Origin of the sequence: Brachybacterium sp. EE-P12, assembly GCF_003711805.1 — a bacterium.
In the GTDB taxonomy this organism is placed as follows: Bacteria; Actinomycetota; Actinomycetes; order Actinomycetales; family Dermabacteraceae; genus Brachybacterium.
In genome coordinates this window covers 571885-594248 of the sequence record NZ_QXCP01000009.1, presented here as the reverse complement: position 1 = coordinate 594248, position 22364 = coordinate 571885, and the positions used below count along the sequence as shown (strand labels likewise).

At 74.0% G+C, this 22364-nt stretch carries 17 protein-coding genes; 3 read left to right on the top strand and 14 right to left on the bottom strand.

Features of this window, described 5'->3' with window-relative positions; all coding sequences use genetic code 11:
* Window positions 1–141: 141 nt before the first annotated feature.
* From hemL to hemE, 8 genes are all read right to left on the bottom strand, one after another.
* On the bottom strand, window positions 142–1476 hold the full coding sequence (gene hemL / locus D1648_RS14955; protein ID WP_122943274.1) for a glutamate-1-semialdehyde 2,1-aminomutase: 1335 nt from the start codon (window positions 1474–1476) through the stop codon (window positions 142–144).
* Between the two features lie 118 nt (window positions 1477–1594).
* Window positions 1595–2617 carry a porphobilinogen synthase gene (gene hemB / locus D1648_RS14950; RefSeq protein ID WP_122943272.1) on the bottom strand — a complete coding sequence of 341 codons (1023 nt, stop codon included), beginning with the start codon at window positions 2615–2617 and terminating at the stop codon, window positions 1595–1597.
* Entirely contained in the window at window positions 2614–3477 is an 864-nt protein-coding gene (locus D1648_RS14945) for a uroporphyrinogen-III synthase (RefSeq protein WP_122943270.1), read from the bottom strand. The genes hemB and D1648_RS14945 overlap by 4 nt, the downstream gene beginning before the upstream one ends.
* Complete coding sequence (hemC, locus tag D1648_RS14940) at window positions 3477–4478, bottom strand: hydroxymethylbilane synthase (protein ID WP_122943267.1); 1002 nt, start codon at window positions 4476–4478, stop codon at window positions 3477–3479. The genes D1648_RS14945 and hemC overlap by 1 nt, the downstream gene beginning before the upstream one ends.
* Window positions 4475–5701, bottom strand: coding sequence for a ferrochelatase (locus D1648_RS14935; RefSeq protein WP_122943265.1), 1227 nt, complete (start codon window positions 5699–5701; stop codon window positions 4475–4477). The genes hemC and D1648_RS14935 overlap by 4 nt, the downstream gene beginning before the upstream one ends.
* A 59-nt stretch (window positions 5702–5760) precedes the next feature.
* On the bottom strand, window positions 5761–6486 hold the full coding sequence (gene hemQ / locus D1648_RS14930; protein WP_122943263.1) for a hydrogen peroxide-dependent heme synthase: 726 nt from the start codon (window positions 6484–6486) through the stop codon (window positions 5761–5763).
* Entirely contained in the window at window positions 6483–7958 is a 1476-nt protein-coding gene (gene hemG / locus D1648_RS14925; RefSeq protein WP_122943261.1) for a protoporphyrinogen oxidase, read from the bottom strand. Before hemG ends, hemQ begins: the two co-directional genes overlap by 4 nt.
* Window positions 7955–8995 (bottom strand): uroporphyrinogen decarboxylase, encoded by a 1041-nt coding sequence (hemE, locus tag D1648_RS14920; RefSeq protein WP_122943389.1) that lies wholly within the window; start codon window positions 8993–8995, stop codon window positions 7955–7957. The genes hemG and hemE overlap by 4 nt, the downstream gene beginning before the upstream one ends.
* 300 nt (window positions 8996–9295) lie before the next feature.
* Between hemE and D1648_RS14915 the strand changes: the two genes are divergently transcribed.
* Window positions 9296–10876 carry a glutamyl-tRNA reductase gene (locus D1648_RS14915; protein ID WP_122943258.1) on the top strand — a complete coding sequence of 527 codons (1581 nt, stop codon included), beginning with the start codon at window positions 9296–9298 and terminating at the stop codon, window positions 10874–10876.
* A gap of 61 nt (window positions 10877–10937) precedes the next feature.
* On the opposite strand, the gene D1648_RS14910 is transcribed toward D1648_RS14915, so the two are convergent.
* A complete protein-coding gene (locus D1648_RS14910; RefSeq protein WP_122943256.1) occupies window positions 10938–11345 on the bottom strand; it encodes a hypothetical protein in 408 nt (135 codons plus the stop codon).
* A 91-nt stretch (window positions 11346–11436) separates the two neighbouring features.
* On the opposite strand from D1648_RS14910, the gene D1648_RS14905 reads away from it, so the two are divergent.
* Window positions 11437–11703 carry a hypothetical protein gene (locus tag D1648_RS14905; RefSeq protein ID WP_122943254.1) on the top strand — a complete coding sequence of 89 codons (267 nt, stop codon included), beginning with the start codon at window positions 11437–11439 and terminating at the stop codon, window positions 11701–11703.
* Window positions 11704–11888: 185 nt separating this feature from the next.
* Here the strand turns inward: D1648_RS14905 and D1648_RS14900 are convergent, their stop codons facing one another.
* The 5 genes from D1648_RS14900 to D1648_RS14880 all read right to left on the bottom strand — a co-directional run bounded on the left by D1648_RS14900 (window position 11889) and on the right by D1648_RS14880 (window position 20985).
* A complete protein-coding gene (locus D1648_RS14900) occupies window positions 11889–13205 on the bottom strand; it encodes a M18 family aminopeptidase (RefSeq protein WP_164518759.1) in 1317 nt (438 codons plus the stop codon).
* Window positions 13206–13239: 34 nt separating this feature from the next.
* On the bottom strand, window positions 13240–15654 hold the full coding sequence (locus D1648_RS14895) for an acyltransferase family protein (protein WP_122943250.1): 2415 nt from the start codon (window positions 15652–15654) through the stop codon (window positions 13240–13242).
* Window positions 15655–15666: 12 nt separating this feature from the next.
* Window positions 15667–16983 carry a UDP-glucose/GDP-mannose dehydrogenase family protein gene (locus D1648_RS14890; protein WP_122943247.1) on the bottom strand — a complete coding sequence of 439 codons (1317 nt, stop codon included), beginning with the start codon at window positions 16981–16983 and terminating at the stop codon, window positions 15667–15669.
* Between the two features lie 158 nt (window positions 16984–17141).
* Window positions 17142–18941, bottom strand: a complete 1800-nt coding sequence (locus D1648_RS14885) for a hypothetical protein (protein ID WP_122943245.1) — start codon at window positions 18939–18941, stop codon at window positions 17142–17144.
* A gap of 181 nt (window positions 18942–19122) precedes the next feature.
* Window positions 19123–20985: a hypothetical protein gene (locus D1648_RS14880; RefSeq protein WP_122943243.1), complete on the bottom strand. Its 1863-nt coding sequence runs from the start codon at window positions 20983–20985 to the stop codon at window positions 19123–19125.
* A gap of 302 nt (window positions 20986–21287) precedes the next feature.
* Here D1648_RS14880 and D1648_RS14875 point away from each other — a divergent pair, with 302 nt between their 5' ends.
* Window positions 21288–22364, top strand: coding sequence for a nitroreductase family protein (locus tag D1648_RS14875; RefSeq protein WP_122943240.1), 1077 nt, complete (start codon window positions 21288–21290; stop codon window positions 22362–22364).

The following is a 22364-nucleotide window of genomic DNA, read 5'->3' as shown; positions in this document are numbered from 1 at the left end:
CACCACCCAGACCAGACACCACCGACCCCCGACCAGGCGCCGAGCCCACCACCGAGCGAGCCACCACCGACAGAACCGCCCGAGCCCCCATCCTGAGACCTGCGGCGGCCGGCCGCCCGCAGGTCACGGCGCCGGCCCGCCTCAGGCTGCGGGCTGCGCCGCCGCCCGCGCCGCACCCGGCAGCGCCGCCGCGATCCGGTCGAGGACCTCGTCGGTGTGGGCGGTGGAGACGAACCACGCCTCGAAGGCCGACGGCGGCAGGTACACCCCGCCCTCGAGCATCGCGTGGAAGAAGCGGGTGAACGCCGCCGTGTCCTGCGTCTTCGCGTCCTCGTACGAGGTCACCGGCTCGTCCCGGAAGAACACCGAGAAGAGCGTGCCGGCTGTCTGGATCACGTGGGGGACGCCCGCGGTGCTCAGCGCATCGGCGACCATCTGCTGCAAGGCGCGCGAGGCGCTGCCGAGCTTCTCGTAGGCCGCGTGGTCGAGGCCGGCGAGGGTCGCCAGGCCCGCGGCGGTCGCGAGCGGGTTCCCCGACAGGGTGCCGGCCTGGTAGACGGGGCCGGCGGGGGCGAGCAGGGCCATGAGGTCCTCGCGCCCGCCGAAGGCGCCGACGGGCAGGCCGCCGCCGATCACCTTCCCGAAGGTCATCAGGTCCGGGGCCCAGTCCTCGCCGGTGCCGCGCGGGCCGTCGACCCCGTAGTGCCCCTCGGCGCTAGCCCGGAAGCCGGTGAGGACCTCGTCGCTGATCAGCAGCGCACCCGCGGCGTGCGCGGTCTCGGCGAGGAAGCGGTTGAAGCCCACCCCGTCCTCGGCGAGCGGCGGGACGACGCCCATGTTCGCCGGCGCCGCCTCCGTGATGATCGCGGCGATCTCGCCGCCGCGCTCGGCGAACAGCGCTGTGACGGCCGCGCGGTCGCCGTAGGGCAGCACGACGGTGTCCTTCGCGGTCGCGGCGGTGACCCCGGCCGAGCCCGGCATCGCGAAGGTCGCGACGCCGCTGCCCGCCTCGGCCAGCAGCGCATCCACGTGACCGTGGTAGCAGCCGGCGAACTTCACGACCACGTCGCGGCCGGTCGCGGCGCGGGCCACGCGCAGCGCGCTCATCGTCGCCTCGGTGCCGGAGTTGACCAGGCGCAGCTGCTGGACGGGGCCGATGCGGCGCGCGACCTCCTCGGCGAGGGTGACCTCCCCGGCCTGCGGGGCGCCGAAGGAGAGGCCGCGACCGGCCGCCTCCCGCACCGCCTCGACCACCGGCTCGTGCGCATGGCCGAGGATCATCGGCCCCCACGAGCCGACGAGGTCCACGTACTCGTTCCCGTCGGCGTCGGTGAGCAGGGCGCCCTTCGCGCTGGTGAGGAACGGGGGCGTGCCGCCGACGGAGCCGAAGGCGCGCACGGGGGAGTTCACGCCGGAGGGGATCACGGCCCGGGCGCGGTCGAAGAGCTCGTCGGATGCGGTGGTGGAGGGGGTCATGCAGGGCTCCTGGGGATCTATGCGGACGATGCGTGCGATGCGTGCTGTGCGTGCGGCGCGGGCGGGGGACGGTGAGCTGAGAGCGGGCGAGGCGAGGCCGGGGCGGGCCCGGCCCGGCTCAGGCGAACTCGCGCAGGTGCGCGGGCAGGCCGTCCTGGAACCAGCCGGCGACCTCGCTCGCGTAGTAGGTCAGGACGGTCGAGGCGCCGGCGCGGCGGAAGGCCAGCAGCGACTCGAGCACGGTGCGGTCGCGGTCGATCCAGCCGTTCGCGGCGGCCGCCTCGATCATCGCGTACTCGCCGGAGACCTGGTAGGCGCCGACGGGGACGGGCGAGGCCGCGGCGACGTCCTTCAGCACGTCGAGATACGGCAGGCCGGGCTTGACCATGACGAGGTCCGCGCCCTCGGCGATATCGAGCTCGAGCTCCCGCAGCGCCTCGCGGCCGTTCGCGGGGTCCTGCTGGTAGGTGCGGCGGTCGCCCTGCAGGGAGGAGTCCACCGCCTCGCGGAAGGGGCCGTAGAAGGCGGAGGCGTACTTCGCGGTGTAGGCGTACAGCGCCGTCTCGAGGTGTCCGGCCGCATCGAGCGCGTCGCGGATCGCGGCGATCTGGCCGTCCATCATCCCCGAGGGGCCCAGCAGGTGCGCCCCGGCCTCGGCCTGGGCGAGCGCCATCTCGCGGTAGCGCACGAGCGTCGCGTCGTTGTCGACCCGGCCGTCGGCGTCGAGCACGCCGCAGTGGCCGTGGTCGGTGAACTCGTCCAGGCACAGGTCCGCCATGATCACGGTCGCGTCGCCGAGCTCGGCGCGCAGGCGCGCGAGCGCCAGGTTCAGGATCCCGTCCGGGTCGGTGGCGCCGGAGCCTTCGGCGTCCTTGCGCTCGGGCACGCCGAACAGCATCACCCCGCCGACGCCGCGCTCCGTCGCCTCGGTCGCGGTGCGGATCAGGGAGTCCATCGTGTGCTGCTCGACGCCGGGCATCGAGGCGACGGGACGGTTCTCGCTCGCGCCCTCGCGCACGAACATCGGCAGCACGAGGTCGGCGGGGCGGAGGGAGTGCTCGCGCACCAGCGAGCGCATCGCAGCGCTGCTGCGCAGGCGGCGAGGACGGTCGATCAGGTCGGGGAGGGGCGGGTGGGTCATCGGGACTCCTTCGGAGGGAGGGCGGACGGGGACGGTGAGGGGGCGGCCGACGGCCCGTCGGGCGCCGTGGCCGACGGGGCGTCGAGCGCGGCGCGGACTGCGGCGACGAGCGCCTCGTCGGACGGCTCCGCGGCCTGGCAGGCGGGGGCGAGGCCGGCCGTGCGCGCGGCGGCGGAGGTCGGCTCGCCGATCGTGACGATCGCGGTCGAGGGATGCACGCCGAGCTCGGCGGCGTGCCGGGCGATCATGGGGCTGGTCAGCACGATCGCGGCGTAGCGGCCCGAGGGCAGACCCGCCGACACCGCCGGCGGCGCCTCGAGCGGCGCGGGACGGTAGGCCTCGACCTCCCGCACCCGGTAGCCCTTGTCCCGCAGGCCCTCGGGCACCGTGCGGGCGGCGGCCGCGGAGGCGGGGAACAGGACGGCAGCGCCCGGTGCGGCGGGCGGCATCGCTGCGACGAGCGCCGCTCCGGAGCCGTCGGCCACGCGCGTGGCACGGATCCCGACCCGGGCGAGCGCGGCCGCGGTGCCCTCGCCGACGGCGACGACCTCGGTGCCCTCGGGCACGGGCGTCGCGCCGCCGTCGGCGAGGCATTCCGCGGCGGTGCGCGAGGTGACCACCAGATGCGTGAACACACCCACGGCGAGCTCGGCCCGGGCAGTCTCCAGCTCCGCGCTCCGGGTGGGCACGAGATGGGTCAGCGGGACGTGCTCCGCGTGGAGGCCCGCCTGTGCGAGCAGGTGCACCAGGTGCTCCCCGCGCCCTGCCGGCCGCGTGACCAGCACGGGGCGCGGCGCGGCAGGAGGGATCCCCGGCGGGGAGCCCTCGGGGGCGGGGGAGCGTCCCGGCACGGCGGACATCAGGCGCGGGCCTCCGCGAGGATCTCGCCGGCGCCGCGGGAGAGCAGGTCCGCGGCGAGCTCCTCGCCGAGCGCGGCCGGGACCGAGTCCGGCCCCGAGAGCGCGTCCTCCGCGAGGTCCAGCGCGACGCGGGCCTCGCCCTCGACCACGTGGGAGCCGTCGGGACGGATCGCGAGCGCCCGCAGGTGCAGCACGCGCGCGCCGCCGGACGCGAGCTCCGCTGCCTCCTCGAGCTGCGCATAGGCCGCGACGGGCGCGGAGCAGCCCGCCTCGAGGGCGCGCAGCAGCGACCGCTCGGCGGTGACCGCGGCGCGGGTGGCCGCATCGTCGACCGCGTCCAGCCGCGGAGCGAACCACGGTGCCTCGTCGAGCGCCGCGGTGGTCGCCTCGACCGCGAGGGCGCCCTGGGCGGGGGCGGGGAGCATGACCTCGACCGGCAGCAGCTCGCTGATCACGGCATCCTTCCCCACGCGGCGCAGCCCGGAGGCGGCGAGGACCACCGCGTCGAGGTCGGCGTCCGGGCCCAGCGCCCGGTTCAGCCGCGTCTCGACGTTGCCGCGGATCCCCACCACCTCGAGGTCCCGCCGGGCCCGCAGCAGCTGTGCGGCCCGACGCGGGGAGCCGGTGCCCACCCGCGCTCCGGCCGGCAGCTGCGCGAGGGTCATCCCGTCGCGGGCGCACAGCGCATCGCGCGGGTCCTCGCGCGCCGGGGTGCAGGCCAGCGTGATCTCCGCCAGCGGCGCGGTGGGCAGGTCCTTCCAGGAGTGGACCACCACGTCGACCTCGCCGTCCAGCAGGGCCTGGCGCACGGCGGTGACGAACACGCCCGTCCCGCCGATCTGCGCCAGGGGGCTGGTGCGGTCGCGGTCCCCGTGGGTGCTCACGTGCACCAGCTCGGTCTCGTGCCCCGTGCCGTCCACGAGCGCGGCGCCGACGTGGCCGGACTGCGTCAGCGCCAGCTCGGAGGCACGGGTGCCGATCCGCAGCGGAGCAGCGGTCACGAGAACGCCCCTGCCGGGGTGGACGTCCCCGCCGGCTCCGACGCTTCGGCCGGTGCGGCAGGGGCGGTGGTGCGCGTCCAGCCGGCGCGCGCCGCCTGCTGCTCGCGCAGGTGCGCGGCGATCTGCTCGAGCGTGTCCACGTCCTGCTCGGCGGGCACGGCGCGGGAGACGTCGACCTGGCAGCAGTTGTGGCCGCACACGTCCTCGACCGCACCCAGCTCCGTCACCGCGATCCGCTCGCGCGAGGGGTCGAGGTGCTCCTGCACGATGTCGGCGAGCGCCGCGACGAAGCGCGGATCGGTGCCGGAGGTGGCGACGCGGCGGAAGGCCAGGCCCTGCTCCTCGGCGGTCTCCTTCGCCTCGGTGTCCAGATCCCAGATCACCTCGACGTGGTCGGTGACGAAGCCGATCGGCACCACGATCACGGCCTCGGCCTGCTCCTCCGCGCGGACCCGCTCGATGACGTCGTTGACGTCGGGCTCGAGCCACGGCACATGCGGCGCACCCGAGCGGGACTGGTACACCAGCTCCCATTCGGGCAGGTGGGGCAGGTCGTCGTGCAGCTGGTCCATCACGTACCGGCAGGCGGCCAGGTGCTGGCGCACGTACCAGTCGCCCTCGCCCGTCGGCCCCGAGGCGTCGTTCATCGCCAGCGGGATCGAGTGGGTGGAGAACAGCACGCGCACGTCATGGCTGTCGTGGCCGTCGCGGGCGAGATCCGCGATCGCCTCCCGCACCCCGTCCACGACCGGGTCGAGGAAGCCGGGGTGGTTGAAGTACGAGCGGGACTTCTCGATCGCGACCTCGCCCAGCAGGCCGGTCTCGTCCAGCCGCCGCGCGAAGTCCTCCCGGTACTGGCGGCAGCCCGAGTAGGAGGAGTAGGCGCTGGTCACGAGAGCGAGCACGCGGCGATGCCCGTCGGCGTGCAGGGTCTGCAGCGCCTCGGCGGTGTAGGGAGCCCAGTTGCGGTTGCCGAAGTAGATCGGCAGGTCCACGGAGCGGGAGGCGAGCTCCTGCTCGAGCGCGGCGATCAGCACGCGGTTCTGGGCGTTGATCGGGGAGCGGCCGCCCAGGGCGCGGTAGTGCCCGGCGACCTCCTCGAGGCGCTCGTCGGGCACGCCGCGGCCGGCGGTCACGTTGCGCAGGAAGGGGATGACGTCGTCCTGTCCCTCGGGACCGCCGAAGGAGGCGAAGAGGATGGCGTCGTACGGAGCGGTGGTCATGGCAGGTTCGGTCCTCGCAGGTCGGGTCGGGCCAGGCGGATCGCGCCGGGCAGGTCGGGTCAGGCCAGGAGCGCGGCGACGTCCTCGAGGGTCTCGAGGCGGCGTCCGGCGTGGAAGGGCAGCTCGTCGCGCACGTGCAGGCGAGCATCGGAGTAGCGCAGGTGGCGCATCATGTCGACCAGGTCGTGCAGATCATCCGCCTCGAAGGAGAGCAGCCACTCGTAGTCGCCGAGCGCGAAGGCGGCGACCGTGTTGGCGTTCACCTGCGGGTAGTCGCGGCCCAGCATCCCGTGCTCGCGCAGCATCCGGTTGCGCTCCTCGTCGGGCAGCAGGTACCAGTCGTAGCTGCGCACGAAGGGGTACACGGTGATCCACTGCTTGCGGGTGAAGGCCGGGTCCATGAAGGAGGGGAAGTGCCCCTTGGCGAACTCGGCCATGCGGTGCACGCCCACCCCGGCCCACTCGCGGTGCAGCCAGGTGCCGACGACGGAGCGCTCGAACTCGCGCAGACCGCGCTGCAGGGCGGCGGGCTCCTCGGCGGCGAGCCACAGCATCAGATCGGCCTCGGCGCGGAAGCCGGAGACGTCGTAGAAGCCGAGGACCTCCGCACCCCCGTCGGCCCCGGACTCGATCAGCGGCGTGACCTCGCCGAGCGCCTCGGTGATCTGCTCCGTGGTCAGCTCGCCGTCCTCGGTCAGGCCCGAGAGGCGGCGGAACACGGTGTAGCTGGTGTAGCGGGTGGTCTGCGCGATCTGCTCGGCGGTCGTGTCGGGGGCGTCGTTCATCGGTGATGTCCTTCCGTGGGGGCGGAGTGCGTGGGAGCGGAGTGTGCGGTGGTGGAGCGGTCAGCGGCGGCGCGGTCGGCGCGGACGATCGCGTCCAGGCCGGTGCCGGCCCGCCAGGCGCCGACGAGGTCGAGGTCCTCGCGCTCCGCGAGCAGCGCGGTGAGCGTCTCGAGGGCGGCGCGGTGGCCGGGGCGGGCCTGGCGCATCGCCCGGTCCCAGTCGATCACGGCCGCATCGAGCAGCTGCGCGCGGCCGAGCTGCATGCCGAGGATCGCGGAGGCGTCGGCGAGGGCCAGGTCGACGATCTCCTCGCGGCCGGGCAGCTGCTCGCCGGGCCGGCCGTAGGACAGACGCACCAGGTGCGGGTGCGCGGCGGCGGGGAGCGCCTCGCGCAGCGCCTGCTGCACGTGCTCCCACTTCGCGCTCGCATGGGTCAGCGCCTTCGCCCGGATCCCGGGGGTGCCGGGGGCGACGAGCGCGCCGGTCCCGGAGGGGAAGGCGTCCAGCGCCGCCTCGTCCAGCACCAGCGCGACCAGGCGCACGGCGGCCGACGGTGCCTCCGGGATCGCGGCGGAGATCTCCGGCACGGTGCCGGCGAGCAGGGTGCGGGCGGTGTCCGGCGGGCAGGCGAGCACGAGGTGCTCGGCCGCGAGGGTCTCGCCGCGGCCGGTGCGGACCTGCCACAGCCCGTCCTCGCGCGACAGGCCGGTCACCGCCGTCCCGGTGCGGACGATCCCGCCCGCGCCGAGCACCTGCGCGGAGAGGGCCGCGGGCAGCGCGGCCATCGTCGGGTCGAGGGAGTGCACGCGGGTGCCGGCGCTCGCCCCGGCGGGAGCGCCGCGGCCGGTGCCGCGCAGGCGACGCACCGTCCGCACCAGCGAGCCGTGCTCGGCCAGGCCCTTCGCCAGCTGCGGGGAGGCGGCGGCGAGCTCGAGGGAGGCCGGGTCGGCCGAGTGGACCCCTCCCACGACGGGCGCGACCAGCCGCTCGAGCACGCGCCGGCCCAGGCGTCGGCGCACCGTCTCGGCGACGGTCGCCCCGGGCCGGACCCCGTACCGGGCCGGCAGCAGCGGCTCGAGCGCCGCGCGCAGCGACCCGGCGGTGCCGAGCACGGCCCGGACGTCGGCGGCAAGGGGCCTGCCGGGAACCCCGAGCAGGGAGCCGGCCGGGGCGCGATGCACCCCCGCGGCGGAGACGATCCGGCTGCCGAGCCCCTCGCGCGGCGCGCGGACGGCCTCGCCGAGACCCAGCTCGGCCACGAGCTCGTCGACCGCGCCGGAGGCGGTCGAGTACGCCTCGGCGCCCGCGTTCAGCGCGAGCGCGCCCGCACCGGGCAGCGTCCGGTCCGCGATCGCGCCGCCGAGGCCGCCCGAGGCCTCGAGCAGCACCACCCGGTGCCCGGCGCGCTGATGACGACGTGCGGCGAGCAGCCCGGCCAGGCCGCCGCCGACGACGAGGGTGCGGGGGCTCATGCCGTCGGCGCGCCCTGGGAGTGGAGGAAGGCGACGAGATCGGTGAGGACCTGCGGGTCCGTGTCCGGCGGGACGCCGTGGCCGAGGTTGACCACGTGCCCGGGAGCCTTCGCGCCCGCGGCGAGCACCGACCGGGCCTCCGCGAAGCGGGCCTCCTCGGAGGTGAACAGCACCGCCGGGTCGATGTTGCCCTGGACCGGCGTGCCGGCCGGGAGCACCTCGAGCGCGCGGTCGAGCCGGAGCCGGTGGTCCACGCCCATCGCGGTCGCCCCCGCCTCGAGCATCGGCAGCAGCAGGTGCGCGGCGCCGACGCCGAAGTGGAGGCGCGGGACCGGGAGATCCGCGACATGGGCGAGGGCCGCGGCGGAATGCGCCTGGACGTGCTCGAGGTACTGCTCCTCGCCGAGCGCGCCCACCCACGAGTCGAACAGCTGCACGGCGGAGGCGCCCGCGAGCACCTGGGCGCGCAGGAAGCGTCCCGAGAGCTCCGCCACCCAGGTCGCCAGGCGCGCCCAGAGGTCCGGGCGGGAGCGCATGAGCGCGCGGGTGCGCAGGTGGTCGCGGCTCGGGCCGCCCTCGACCATGTAGCTCGCGACGGTGAAGGGGGCGCCGGCGAAGCCGATCAGGGGCGTGGTGCCCAGCTCCGCGACGGTCAGGCGCACGGCCTCGCGGATCGGCGCGAGGGCCTCCTCGTAGCCGTCGCCGAGCGCGGGCAGCGCGTCGATGTCGGCCTCGGTGCGCACGGGATGGTCGAAGACGGGGCCCACCCCGGGGCGGATCTCGACGCCGAGGCCCGCCAGGCGCGCGGGCACGACGATGTCGGAGAAGAAGATCCCGGCGTCCACGCCGTGGCGACGCACGGGCTGGAGGGTGATCTCCGCGGCCATGTCGGGGCGCACGCACGAGTCGAGCATCGTGGTGCCCTCGCGCAGCGACCGGTACTCGGGCAGGGAGCGGCCGGCCTGTCGCATGAACCACACGCTGGGTGTGGGAGCCCTCACGCCCCGCAGCTCCTGCAGCAGTGAGGCATCGGCCACCCCGCCGCGGGCGACGGGGAGGGTCGCGGGGTGCCCGTCGGGCAGCGCCCCGGAGGCCTCCGGGAGGGTCGAGACGGGGGCCTGGGAGCGGGGTGCGGCAGCGGTGGCGAGCCCGGGGCCTGCGGCGTTCCCGGGAGCTGACACGTGTCGCGATCTATCTGACACGTCGTCGGCAAAAATGGGCTCTGACATGGGGTTCTGGTTCATGACACCTCCATTGTGCACACGCGCGCTGAGAGCGCTCCCTCGGAGGTCCCGCGACCGGTGTCCCTGCCCCGAGGCGTGCCTAGACTGGCGGACATGCTCGCCGCTCTCCGTGCCTCCCATGAGCATCTCGACCTCGAGATGCTCGACGCCCTGACCCGGGGCGCGGAGTCCCTGCCGGACGTCCTCGAGCAGCTGCAGGCCGAGCGCCGCGCCGCCGTCGGCGCCCCGCCGGTGGTCTCCGGTGTGGTGGTGCTCAGCACGTGCAACCGGCTCGAGGTCTATCTCGACACCGAGCGGTTCCACGAGGGGGTCGAGCTCGTCGTCGAGGCGATCGCCCGCACCAGCGGCCTGGACCGCGAGGTGGTCGCCCTCTGCTTCGACGCCGCGATGGACGCGCCCGTGCCGCAGCACCTCTTCGAGGTCACCTCCGGCCTGCGCTCGATCGTGCTCGGGGAGGCCGAGATCTCCGGCCAGGTGAAGCAGGCCTACGAGGCCGCACGCCGCGCGGGCCGCACCACCTCGATGCTCCACGACCTCTTCCAGCACGGATTCCGCTGTGCCAAGAGCGTCGCCACCCAGGCCCCCGTCGGCGCGGCCGGCCGCTCTGGCGCCGCCGTCGCCCTGGACCGGGCCGGGATCCAGCTGGGCGGCTTCGAGGGCCGGCGGGTGCTGATCGTCGGCACCGGCGCGTATGCCCGGCTCGGGCTCGCCGAGCTCTCCCGCCGCGGGGTGTCCGAGGTGAAGGTCTTCTCCCCGTCCGGCCGGGCCGCAGGCTTCGCCGAGCGCCACGGCGCCGAGGTCGTCGAGGCGGAGGACCTCGAGCGGGCCCTGCGCGAGGCGGACCTGGTGCTGGCCGCCTCCGGGCGCGGCACCTCCCTGTTCCCCGAGCTGTTCCTCGGCGCGGGCCGCACCGTCGTGCTCGACCTCGCCCTGCACTCGGACCTGCACCCCCTGGTGCGCCATCTCAAGGGCGTCACCGTGCTGGGCCTGTCGGACCTCGGCCCCGACGAGGCGAGCGGCGAGGACCCCGCGCTGGTCACCGCGCGGGAGCTCGTCGCCGAGCACGTCGAGGCGTTCCGCCAGCAGCAGGAGGTGCGCCGGATCGACCCGGCGATGGCGGCGCTGCGCCGGGAGGTCTTCGACGCGGCCGACGGGGAGATCGACCGCCTGCGCCGCGACGTCTCCGGGGAGACCGCCGACCAGCTCGAGCGCTCGGTGCGCCGCATCCTCGCGAAGGTCATGCACCAGCCGGCCGAGCGGGCCCGGCACCTGGCCGAGACCGGATTCGCCGACGAGTACGTCTCCGCCTTCCACATGATCTTCGGGATCGACATCTCCTCCCCGCAGGTGCCGGAGGGTGCGGCCGCACAGACCGCGGGGGTCGCCGGGGCTGGAGTCGCCGCGTCGGGCGCGGCCGCACCGGATGCCGACGGACCGGCTGCCTACGGACCGCTCGCCGGGGCGCCCGGCGCAGGAGCGTCGGGGAGCGCGCCCGAGCCCGTCCCCGCGGGATGGATGCGCGTGGACCGCACCGTCCCGCCGGGGGCCGAGACGCTCGCGGGCCTCGCCGGCCGGGCGCAGCTCGCCGCGGCGGGCCGGCCGACGGGGGCCTCGCTCGCCCGGCGCACCCTGCGCGGCGGAGGCTGCCCGGCCGGGCACGACGCCGAGGACTGACGGCCCCGCGCGGTACGCCGTGAGAGCGACGGCGACGGCCCCGCTTCCGCGGTGAGCCTTCTCAGCGCCGCCCGCGCTGCCACCAGCGGTGACGTCGTACCGGGTCCGCCGACTGCTCCGCGTCCTCTGCGTCCTTCTCGGCTGCCGACTGCGTGCGGCGCAGCTCCTCCGCCTCCTCGGCGTCCAGAGGCAGTCCGTCCTCGTCGAGCCATACATCGGTGAAGCCGACGTCGGACTCGTCCCGCGGCACGAAGGCGCGCCGCACGGGCAGGGCATCTGCGGCGTCCTCGAGCGTGAGCTCCTGGGGCGCATGGACCTCCTCGCCGCGGTGCGGCACCGGGCATGTCCAGAAGTACGGGCACCCCGGGCAGCCGGCGGTCTCCTCGTCGGGAGCCGCCTCGCGCTGCATCGCGACCGTGTCGATCTGCTGCAGCATCCGCAGACGCGAGTCGTAGGGGTTGATCTCCATCTCCCGGCCAGCCTACTGCCGGGCCGGCGCCGGCCGCCCCGTAGGATCAGGTCCCGACGACCAGCACGATCCGCCTGAGGAGAACCCCGCGATGAGCACCCCGGCCGAGCGCGTCCACGACGCCACCCGCCGTCTGCTGGACCTGCTCGAGGAGGGCGAGTCGCTGACGCCCGAGGCGCTCGCACTGCGCGCCGAGCTCGCCGAGGCCACGGCCGAGGCCGGACACCTCGAGGACGCCTTCTACCAGGTCGACGAGCTGCTCAAGGATGCCCGACGCGAGCACGGCGAGGACCACGAGGCGGTGGCCCGGGCCCGCGCCGCGGTCACCGCGGTCGAGGAGATCGCGCGGCGGGCCTGAGCCGGCCGGTCTGGTGCCGGTCCGCCTGGTCTTGGCCTGCCCGGCCCCGGGGCGGCGCAGGGCATGGTCATCTGCTGGCGTATGGCGTCCCGGTATGCCACATGTGGCGTACCGGGACGCCCTGCGCCAGTACCTGACCATGCGACCTGGGGCGCCGCCGGTGCCGGGCCGGGGCGCCGCACCGGTCAGCCGCGCAGGAACGCCGCGCAGGCCTGCTGCAGCAGCAGCGGGTCCGCGGTCGCGCACATCTCCCGCGCGGAGTGCATGGACAGCAGCGTGAGGCCCACGTCGATCGTGGTCATCCCCAGACGGGTCGCGGTGAGCGGTCCGATCGTGGAGCCGCAGGGCATGGCGTTGTGCGAGACGAAGTGCTGGTGCGGCACCCCGGCCTTCTCGCAGGCGGCGACGAAGGCGGCGATGCCCACGGCGTCGGTCGCGTAGCGCTGCTGCGCGTTGATCTTCAGCATCGGCCCCTCTCCGAGCCGCGGCCGGGTGACGGGGTCGTGCCGCTCGGGATAGTTCGGATGGGCGGCGTGGCCCGCGTCGGCCGAGAGCACGAGCGAGGACGCCAGGACCCGCCTGCGGGAGGCCTCGTCGCCGCCGAGCGCGGCATGGACCCGCACCAGCACGTCCTCGAGGAACGGGCCGGCCGCGCCCGAGCGGGTCGCGGAGCCGACCTCCTCGTGGTCGTTGGCGACCAGGAGCGAGATCGGGGCGGGCCCGTCGGCCGTCGCCGGACGCTCCCCGGCCGCGACGGCGAGCAGCGCCTCGACCTCGGCGTGCACCGAGGTGAGGTTGTCCAGCCGGCCCGAGGCGAGGAACTCCTCGTCGGCGCCGAACAGCGCGGGGGCCTGCGCGTCGACGGTCACCACGTCGAGCCCCACGATGTCGGCGCGGCGCACTCCGGCGTGATGGGCGAGGATCTCCAGCACGTCCGCGCCGGCGAAGCCGATGATCGGCTGCATGTGCCGCTGCGGGTCCAGGACGAGGCCGTCCTTGTTCACGGCCCGGTCCAGGTGCACCGCCAGCTGCGGGACGCGCAGCAGGCCGGGGGTGTCCACGAGCACGGTCGTGCCGTCGGCCAGTGCGAGCCGGCCGGCGAGGCGCAGCTCGCGGTCCAGCCACGAGTTCAGCAGCGGCCCGCCGTAGATCTCGACGCCCACCTGGCTGAGCCCCTCCGCGCCGAGCCGGGGGTCGGGCTTGACCTTCAGGCCGGGGGAGTCGGTGTGGGAGCCGACGATGCGGAAGGGGCTCGCCGTGTCGGCGCCATCGGGGGCGGACCAGGCGATGAGCGAGCCGTCGCGCAGCACGTAGCGGTCGCCGGCGACGTCCTCCCCGGTCCAGGCCTCGGTCTCGGACAGCTCGGTGAAGCCGGCCGCGGCGAGGCGCCGGGCGGCCTCGCGGGCGGCGTGGAAGCTCGAGGGGGAGGCCGTGACGAAGGCGCCGAGGTCGAGGGCGGCGGAGCGGGCGCGGGGCGAGGGGGCAGCGGCGGAGAACGACATCACGCGGCCATTGAATCATCCGGCCCCGGGAGCGTCAGCCGAGCCGGCGGATGCTCTGCGGCCCGTCGGCCCCCTCGAGCGCCTCGGTCATGACGGGGGTGATGACCTGCTGGACGAACCGCTTGGTGAGGTGGTCGTCGTCCAGATAGACGTAGGTGTCGCCGAGCACCGGTGCGCAGCGGCCGTCGGGGCAGATCTGCTCGCTGAAGTCCAGCGAGGTGAGGCTGCCGCCGCCCTCGGCGGCGACGAGCTCGGCGGCGGGATTCTCGGGCGCGTACTTCTCGCTCGCGTCGGCGCCGCAGGCCTCGTCCGCCTCCTCCGGGGTGCCGTCCTCGCCGATCACCGCCTCCGCGCACTCGTAGGCGTCCTCCTCCCAGCGGGGGTTGTCGCGGATGCTGAGCACGTCGATGCCGCGGGCGGTGAGCACCTCGGCCGCGTTCGCCATCCCCTCGGGCATCTCCTCCTCCGCGGAGCCGGGGGAGGTGCGCGTGGAGGTGGTCAGCACGACGTCGGGCTGCACGGCGTCGATGTAGTCCAGCGCGTACTCGTCGTAGCCGTCGCAGTACTCGCCGCGGTGCATGCCGGGCGCGAAGTCGCAGCCGTCCATGTGGAGGTTCACGATCTGCAGGTCGTGCTCCTCGGCCCAGGGCAGCAGCGCCGGGACGTACTGGCGGGCGTGGGAGCTGCCCAGCACCACCACCAGCCCGGCCGGCTCAGCGTCGGCGGGAAGGAGCTGATCGCAGGGGACGTGCCGGAAATCCGTGGCCGGCTCCCAGGGCCCCGAGCAGTCCTCCGGCAGGTTCGGCCACTGGCTGCCCAGCTGCCAGCCCTGCGGCAGGATCTCCGTCGGCGGCTCCGAGGGCACCTCGTCGGTGGGCAGCGCGGGGGAGGCGGTCGGCACCGGATCCGCGGGGGCCTCGCGCGGGAGCAGCTGGTACCAGGCCCCGGCGGCCCCCGCCACCAGGGCGACGCTCACGGCGACGGCGGTCAGCGCCCGCCACGGCCTCGCCTCCAGCCAGACCGAGCGGCGGATCGGCGCATCGACCAGGCGGGTGAGCGCCCAGGCCAACAGCACCGAGCCGGTGAGCACGGCCAGGCCGTCCAGCAGCCCGGCGCGTTCCTGGTCGCTGCGGTGCAGCCACACCACCAGGATCGGCCAGTGCACGAGGTACAGGGCGTAGGAGATGTCGCCGACGAAGGCGGCCGGGCGCGTGGACAGCAGCGCGTCCGCGCCCCAGCGCCTGCCGGAGTGCCCCGCGACCACGACCGCGCCCGCAGCGGCCAGCGGCCACAGCGCGATCCAGCCGGGGAAGAGGGCGGAGACGTCCACGAGCACCCCGACGGCGAGGAGGGCGAGGATCCCCGTCCAGCCCAGCAGCGCCCGGGCCGCGCCGAAGCGCGGACGCCGCGGATCCTCCGGTCGCTGCGCCCCGCTGATCCGGTCCAGCAGCGGCAGAGTGAGCGCCAGCAGCGACCCGGCGGCGAACTCCCACATCCGCGCGGCGGTGTCGAAGTAGGCGATCTGCTGCTGCGACTGGGTGGAGAGGATCGACCACACGAGCGAGGCCGCGCCGATCACCGAGACGATCGCGATCAGCGGCAGGCGCACCGACCTGCCCGCCCGGGCGCGGCGCCGCACCAGCAGGAACAGCAGCGGCCAGACCACGAACGCCTGGCCCTGCACGCTCAGGGACCAGAAGTGCTGCAGCGGGGACGCGCCGCCGGCGTCCTGGTTCTGGTAGTCCACCTGCATCAGCGCCAGCAGCATGTTCTGCAGGTAGACGGCCGAGGCGACCGCCTGCTGCATCACCGGGACCCACTGGGACGGCGGCAGCAGCACCGCGGCGGAGCCCAGCACCAGCAGGATCGTCACCGCCGCGGGCGGCAGCAGGCGCTTGAAGGTGTGCAGCCAGTAGTGGGGGATCCCCAGCGGCCGGCCGCCCTCGAGCCGGCGCACGAAGGTGCCGGTGAGGAAGAAGGCGGAGAGGAACAGGAACACGTCCACGCCGCCGGAGACCCGCCCGAGCCACACGTGGTAGACGGCGACCAGGCCCAGCGCGACCGCGCGCAGCCCGTGCAGCTCGGCGCGGAACGCCGGCCGCGCCCGACGAGAGCCGCCGCCGGCGCTGTGCGCGGTGCGGTCCCCGTCGTGCCCGGGGCGGCCGTCCTCGCCGCCCGCCCCGCCGGCGCCGTAGCCCCCGGCGGCGGTGGCCCCGGAGACGGACTCGCCAGTGGACCAGGCGTCCTCCGCCTCCTGCTCGGCGTACTCCTCGACCGGACCCTGCAGCCACTCGTCCAGCGAGGAGCTGCGCACGGGCGCCGGCTCGCTCAGCCAGTCCTCGAGCCGCGTCCGGGCGCGCGAGGAGCGGCCGACGGGATCGTCGACCGGATCCTGGACCCAGTCGGAGAGCTCGTCAGCCGGGGCAGGTCTCGGTTCTGAGTCGCGCACCCGGGCGTGGGATCAGGGGCGGCCCATGGAGCGGTAGGTCCAGCCGGCCGCCCGCCAGGCCGCGGGGTCCAGCACGTTGCGGCCGTCGATCATCGTGGGCGTGCCCACCACCTCGCGCAGCCGCACCGGGTCGAGCTCCTTGAACTCGCGCCACTCCGTCAGCAGCAGCACGATGTCGGCCCCGGCGGCGGCCGCGTAGGCGTCCTCGGCGACGGCGAGGTTCGGCCGCTCGGCGTGGACGCGCGCGTTCGCCGCCGGGTCCGTGACCACCACGTCGGCGCCGCGGCCGGAGATCTTCGAGGCGATGTACAGGGCGGGGGACTGGCGGGTGTCGTCGGAGTCCGGCTTGAACGCGGCGCCGAGCACGGCCACGCGCTTGCCGGTGAAGGTGCCGCCCAGGGCCTGCCGGGCCGTGTTCACCACGTGGTCGCGGCGGCGGTTGTTGACGTTGTCGACCTCGCGGAGGAAGCCGAGCGCCTCGGTGACGCCGAGCTCGCCGGCGCGTGCCATGAAGGCGCGGATGTCCTTGGGCAGGCAGCCGCCGCCGAAGCCGATGCCGGCGCGCAGGAACTTCGGGCCGATGCGGTCGTCAAGGCCGATCGCCTCGGCGATGACGGAGACGTCCGCCCCGGTGGCCTCGCAGATCTCGGCGACCGCGTTGATGAAGGAGATCTTCGTGGCCAGGAACGAGTTCGCGGAGACCTTGACCAGCTCCGCGGTGGCGTAGTTGCCCACCACCAGCGGGGTGTCCGCGGCGAGCATGGGTGCGTACATCTCGTCGAGGATCTCGCGGGTGCGGGCGGCCTCGTCGGGCTCCTCGGGCAGGCCGTAGACGATGCGGTCCGGGCGCAGGGTGTCCTCGACGGCGAAGCCCTCCCGCAGGAACTCGGGGTTCCAGGCCAGCGGGGTGTCCTTCCCCGCCGCGCGCAGGCGGTCGCGCAGGGACTCGGCGGTGCCGACGGGGACGGTGGAGCGTCCCAGGACGACGGCCTCGTCCGAGAGATGGGGGATCAGGGAGTCGACCGCGGCGTGGACGTAGGACAGGTCCGCGCCGGCGGCGTCGATCAGCTGCGGCGTGCCCACGCAGAGGACATGGGCGGTGTAGTCGGCGGCGTCGGCGTAGTCGGTCGAGAAGCGCAGACGGCCGGAGTCGAGGGCCTCGGTGAGGACCTTCTCGAAGCCCGGCTCGTGGAACGGGGCGACGCCCCGGTTCAGATCGTCGATCTTCGCCTGGTCGACGTCCAGGCCCAGCACCTCGTGCCCGATGGACGCCATCGATGCGGCGTAGACGGCTCCCAGGTATCCGCATCCCACGGTGGTGATTCGCATGCGGCCGATGCTAACCGCAGATCTCGCCGCAGCACGCCCTGCGCGGCCGGTCAGTGCTGTGGCGCACTGCACGGGTGACTCGGCGGATTCCAGGAGGTGACGAGGGGGTGAACCCGCGGGCCCGCCGTGGAGGGCGTCGGTGCGGGGAGGCCGCGGCATCACGCCGCGAGATCGAGGAGACCCTGCTGCGCGAGCTCGTCCTGTACGGCCCCGGGAAGCACCCAGATCCGGTAGCCGTAGCTGGGCCTGCCCGTCACGGCCCGCGCCCCGAGGGCCTCGGCCTCCTCCCAGTGCTCGCAGGACATCACGAGGTCCGCGGTGAACTCGTCGCCGCTCCGAGGCTCGACCACACGGGGGTTCCGGGGCGACATCCACACGGCGACGGAGTTCAGGGCCACGGCACGGTTTGGGCCGTGCTCCGGAGAGCAGCTGTGGTCGAAGTCCAGTGCCATCCTCTCCTGCCCGGTGGCGCGCTCCACGGTCTCGACCGCCGCGATCATGTTCCGCGGCGGGTACCGGGTCTGGTCCGGGTCCGCGACGAGGGACGTGCTCAGAGCTGCGATGCCGACCAGCACCACCATCGCCTTCGGGCGTGAGAGCGTCAGCGCCAGCCCCGCGAGGGCGACCAGCACGGCGAGGGTCGCCCAGACCCAGAAGCGGTTCTCGTTCGCCAGGGTCGGGACGAGAGGGGGAGCGAAGGGCTCCTGCGGGAACAGCCCTGCCCAGGCGAGCACCGAGGAGGCATTCGCCGGGCCGTTGGTGGAACCCCATACGGGCACGCTCGGCGCGACCCACAGCACGACGAGGGCTGCCCAGGGGACGTAGAGCAAGGCGCTCAGCCCCACCAGCCGCGCCGAGGCGTGGCGGAGGAGATACGCCAGCGCGATCACGGAGAGGATCGCGCCGATGTTGTCCAGATAGCGGGAGTACACCCAGGCGTCGAACCGGCGTCCGCCGTCAGGGGGGAGCAGGAGCGAGGCACGCGTCCACCAGATCGTGCTCATGAGGAAGGCCGACGTGGTCAGGCCGAAGTAGAAGGTGTGGATCCCCGGCCGCAGACGTCGCAGCTCGTCCACCGTGAGGAGGGAGACGATGAGCATGCCGACCACAGTGAGCCCCAGGTATCCGAGGGCCTGCACCCACCCCTGGTTCAGGAGCACCCGGGCGAAAAGGTCGACCGATGCGCTCTCCAGCCCGTCGCGCAGCACGTCCTCCTTGCCGTAGCCGCTCAGCAGGACTGTCTCTGCGAGCGCTTCGGCGAGAGCGCCCACGACCTGCCAGACCACCACGGCCCCTACGGCGCCGGCCATCCCGATCCTCCAGCTGCGCAGACAGAAGCACAGGAACCAGATCGCGACGGTTCCCAGCAGCGCCAGGGCGCGCGAGTGGATGAAGAAGGCGCCGGTGGCGGCAGCGAGGAGCGCTGCGGCGCGGCCCCAGCTGGGCTTCTCCCACAGCCGGTGGGCGGCCAGGGCCGTGAGCGCGTAGAACAGCATCAGCGGCTGCTCGCTGAGAGCGTAGTCCGCGAGCAGGGAACGGCCCGGGAACATCATCACGACCGCGGAGATCGCGATGGCCTGAGGCCAGGAGACCTGGAACCGGCGAGCGATCGCTGCCAGCGGTGCGATGGTCGCGAGCGCGAGCACGTTGCCGATCCATACGGCCGCTGAGTACGCGGCGTACGCATCGTCCGTGAACCACCACACCGGAGCTATCAGGACGGCCCAGCCCGGGTAGTAGCCGGAGCCGGAGACCTGGGTGAGGTCGCGTTCGCCCGCTATCCACCGAGCTGTCTGCAGGGGGTGCCCCTCGTCCCAGGGCGTGCGGGGAGCGAGCGCTGTCTGAGCGATGTCCCAGTAGAGCCAGGTGCAGGCGAGGACTGCGACGACGGCGATCAGCCACCACAGGGAGTCGACGCGTCCGGTGCGAGGCGTCGGTCGGGGGGCGGCCGTCGGCACCGTCGTGCGGCGGTGTCTGCCGGTGCGTGGGACACGGGGTGCCGGAGCCGGGAGACGCCGGGCGCCCGGGAGTGCTGGGGACAGCTCGGGAGTGGGCATCGAGGAGCTCCTGCGACGATCTGGACGGGACGAGGAGGGACGGGAGACGAGCGCGGCGGACGGCCGTGGTCGGCGGGACTTCTCAGCGCTCCAGCAGTCCCGCCTCCCCGAGGGCGATCTGCTCGTCCCCGGGCAGGACCCACAGGGCGTAGCCGTAGTACTCGCTGTCGTGCACGCGGAGGGCGCCGTTCTCTTCGGCCTGCGGCCAGTCCGCGCAGGAGACCACCAGAGCTGAGTCGAAGGGCGTCCCCTGAGGGGGGTCTGCGAGGTCGACGTCCCGCGGGGACAGCCAGAAGCCGAGCCAGTTCATGACCTGATAGCGGGTGAGCGCCGGACCGCTGCAGGAGTAGTCCATGTCGATCTCCGCCTGCTCGCCGGTGACGGCCTCGATCCGCTCCACCGCCTGGTCGATCGCCACCGGGGCGTCTCTCCGCTGCGACGGATCGGCCTGCAGGGAGAGCGTCAGCGCGGTGGCGAGGAGCAGGGAGACCAGGACTCTCGGGGCGCGGCGCAGGAGCAGAGCGGCGATGAGCGCCGCCGTGCCGAAGAGCGAGGCCCAGACCCAGAACCGGTTCTCGTTGCCGAGGGTGGGCTGCTGCGGGAGCGGGAACGGGTCGCCGGGGAACATCGAGACCCAGCTCAGCAGCGCCGAGGAGTTCCCGGGGCCGTCGAGGGCGCCCCAGAGGGCGACATCCTTCGCGACCCACAGCACCACCGGGAGCGCCACCGCGACGAACAAGCCCAGAGCTGCGAGCAGCGGTGCACGACGCACACCCCGCACGAGCACGACGAGGGCCACCAGCACCAGGAAGGTCGCCACGTGATCGACGTAGCGGGTGTAGATCCACACGTCGAGGCGCACGTAGCCCTCGCCGGCCCACAGGAAGTCCGGTCGAGTCCACCACACCGCGCTCAGCAGCAGCGCGGACAGGCAGGTGCCCAGCAGGAACACGCCAGGACCGATCCGCCACCTCCGCAGCTCCTGCGCGGCCCAGGCGATCACGACGACAGCGCCGATCGCGGCCAGCCCCGCCGTCCCCACGACCTGGGCCCAGCTCTGGTTCAGCAGGACTCGCAGGAAGAGCCCGGCGGAGCCGTCCTCGAGAGCCTGCTCGAGCAGATCCTCCTTGCCGCCCCCGCCGCCGTGGAGCGTGGCGTCCAGCACGCGCTCTGCGAACATCCTCACGGCCAGCGTCGCCGCCACCAGCAGCGGCAGTCCCGCAGCCGCGACCCTCCAGTGCCGCACCGCCAACAGCGCGAGCCACAGCCCGGCGGTGGCCACCAGCGCCAGCTCGCGCGAGTGCAGGAGATAGCAGGCGGCGACGCAGAGGACGAAGACGACGGAGCGCCGCATCGTCGGTCGCTGCCACAGCGAGTGCATCGCCAGCACGGTCCATGCCAGCATGAACAGGATCGCCTGCTCGCTGAGGGCATAGTCGGCGAGGACCGTCCTGCCGGGCAGGCAGAGGGCGAGAGCGGCGATCGTGAGCGCGGGCGCCGTGGGCAGGCCCATGCGGCGGGCGAGCAGGGTCAGCGGGGCGATCGTCGCGATCGCCAGCGCATTTCCGAGCTGCACCGCGAGCTGGTAGAGCCGCTCCGGGTCGTCGGTGAACCACCACAAGGGCGCGAGCATCAGCGCCCAGCCCGGGTAGTAGCCGCTGCCGGAGAGCGGCAGGATCTCATGGTCTCCCGCGAGATAGCGGGCGGTCTCGAGCGGATGGATCTCGTCCCACGGGGTGCGCGGTGCGATCGCGGAGCGGCTGATCTCCCAGTGGAGGTAGACGCAGACGCCGATCGCGAGGGCCGCGGCCGCCCACCACCACCAGGAGTGCAGGACGGCGCTGCGCGTGCGGTCGTCGTCGATCCAGCCCGTGCCGGAGGCATGGCGCCCGCTCGTGCCGAGCAGGCCCGATGGAGGGACGGCGCCGGGAACGATCTGGGACACGGCACTCCCTCCAGGAGGCGACGGGGGCGGAAAGCTCGCGGCAGTCTATCCATGCCCAGGTCCTCCGCAGCCGGTCAGTGCTGTGGCGCACTGCCCAGGTGACGCAGCGGATTCCGGGAGGTGACGAGGGGGTGAACTCGCGACGGAGCAATCGCCTGCTGCCGGGAAGCCCGGTGCGGCGTCGGTACACTCGGGCCCGGTGCGCGGCGCCTGGTGGAGGCACCGGACGCTCCGGCCCGGGGCGCCCCGTCGCGCTCGGCGGGCAGGGCGCATCCCCTGACCAACGCTCCTCGGGAGGCCCTGTGCTCGACCGGCTGAAGAAGATCGCCAAGGACCTGCTGGCGATCACCTGGATCCGCCGCACCTACGAGACGGTGAACAGAGGGTTCCTGGAGACCTTCGGCTCCAACCGGATCCTCACCCACCTGTTCTTCACGGTGAACCCGCTCGCCTTCAACCGCGAGCAGGCGGCGGTGCTCCGCGGACGCCGGAACTACTACCGCAACAAGAGCACGCCCCGCCTCACGCACGTGGAGCTGCGCCGCAACGTGCACCGGCTCGAGAAGGGGCTCATCATGCGCCCCCGCCGCGACGTGTTCGCGCGGGACTACATCACCGAGACGATCGAGTTCTACGAGACCGCCGCCCGCCAGTGGCGACAGTCCCCGGGCAGCATGGACGCCTCCGAGATGGAGTGGGCGCACGACGTGCTCACCGAGTACTTCCGGGTCAGCGCACGCACCGACCGCACCGTGGAGGCGGCACGGGCCCGCTTCGAGGCCGTCGAGCACGGCGCGGAGAGCACCGGCAAGATCCCCCACCCCAAGGAGATGGTCAGCGACATCTCCTACGAGTCGCTCGAGCTGCTCGCCCAGCAGCGTCGCAGCGTGCGCTGGTTCGAGCAGAAGCCCGTCGAGCGCGAGCTCATCGACAAGGCGCTGCTGGTCGCCCGGCAGGCGCCGACGGCCTGCAACCGGATCCCCTACGAGTTCCGGGTCTTCGACGACCCGGCCCTGGCCCGCGAGATCGCCGCGATCCCCTTCGGCACCGCCGGCTACTCCGAGAACGTGCCCGCCGTCGCGGTCGTGGTCGGCAAGCTCGAGTCCTACTTCAGCCCCCGGGACCGCCACGCCATCTACGTCGACAGCTCCCTCGCGGCCATGCAGTTCATCCTCGCGCTCGAGACCCTCGGACTGAGCTCCTCGGTGATCAACTGGCCGGACTTCGAGCCGCTCGAGGCGAAGATGCAGCGCCGTCTCTCGCTGGACACCAGCGACCGCGTCGTCATGCTCATCGCCTTCGGGTACGCGCACGACGAGGGCCTGGTCCCGTACTCCGCGAAGAAGTCCCTGGACACGTTCCGGCGCTACAACGACTGA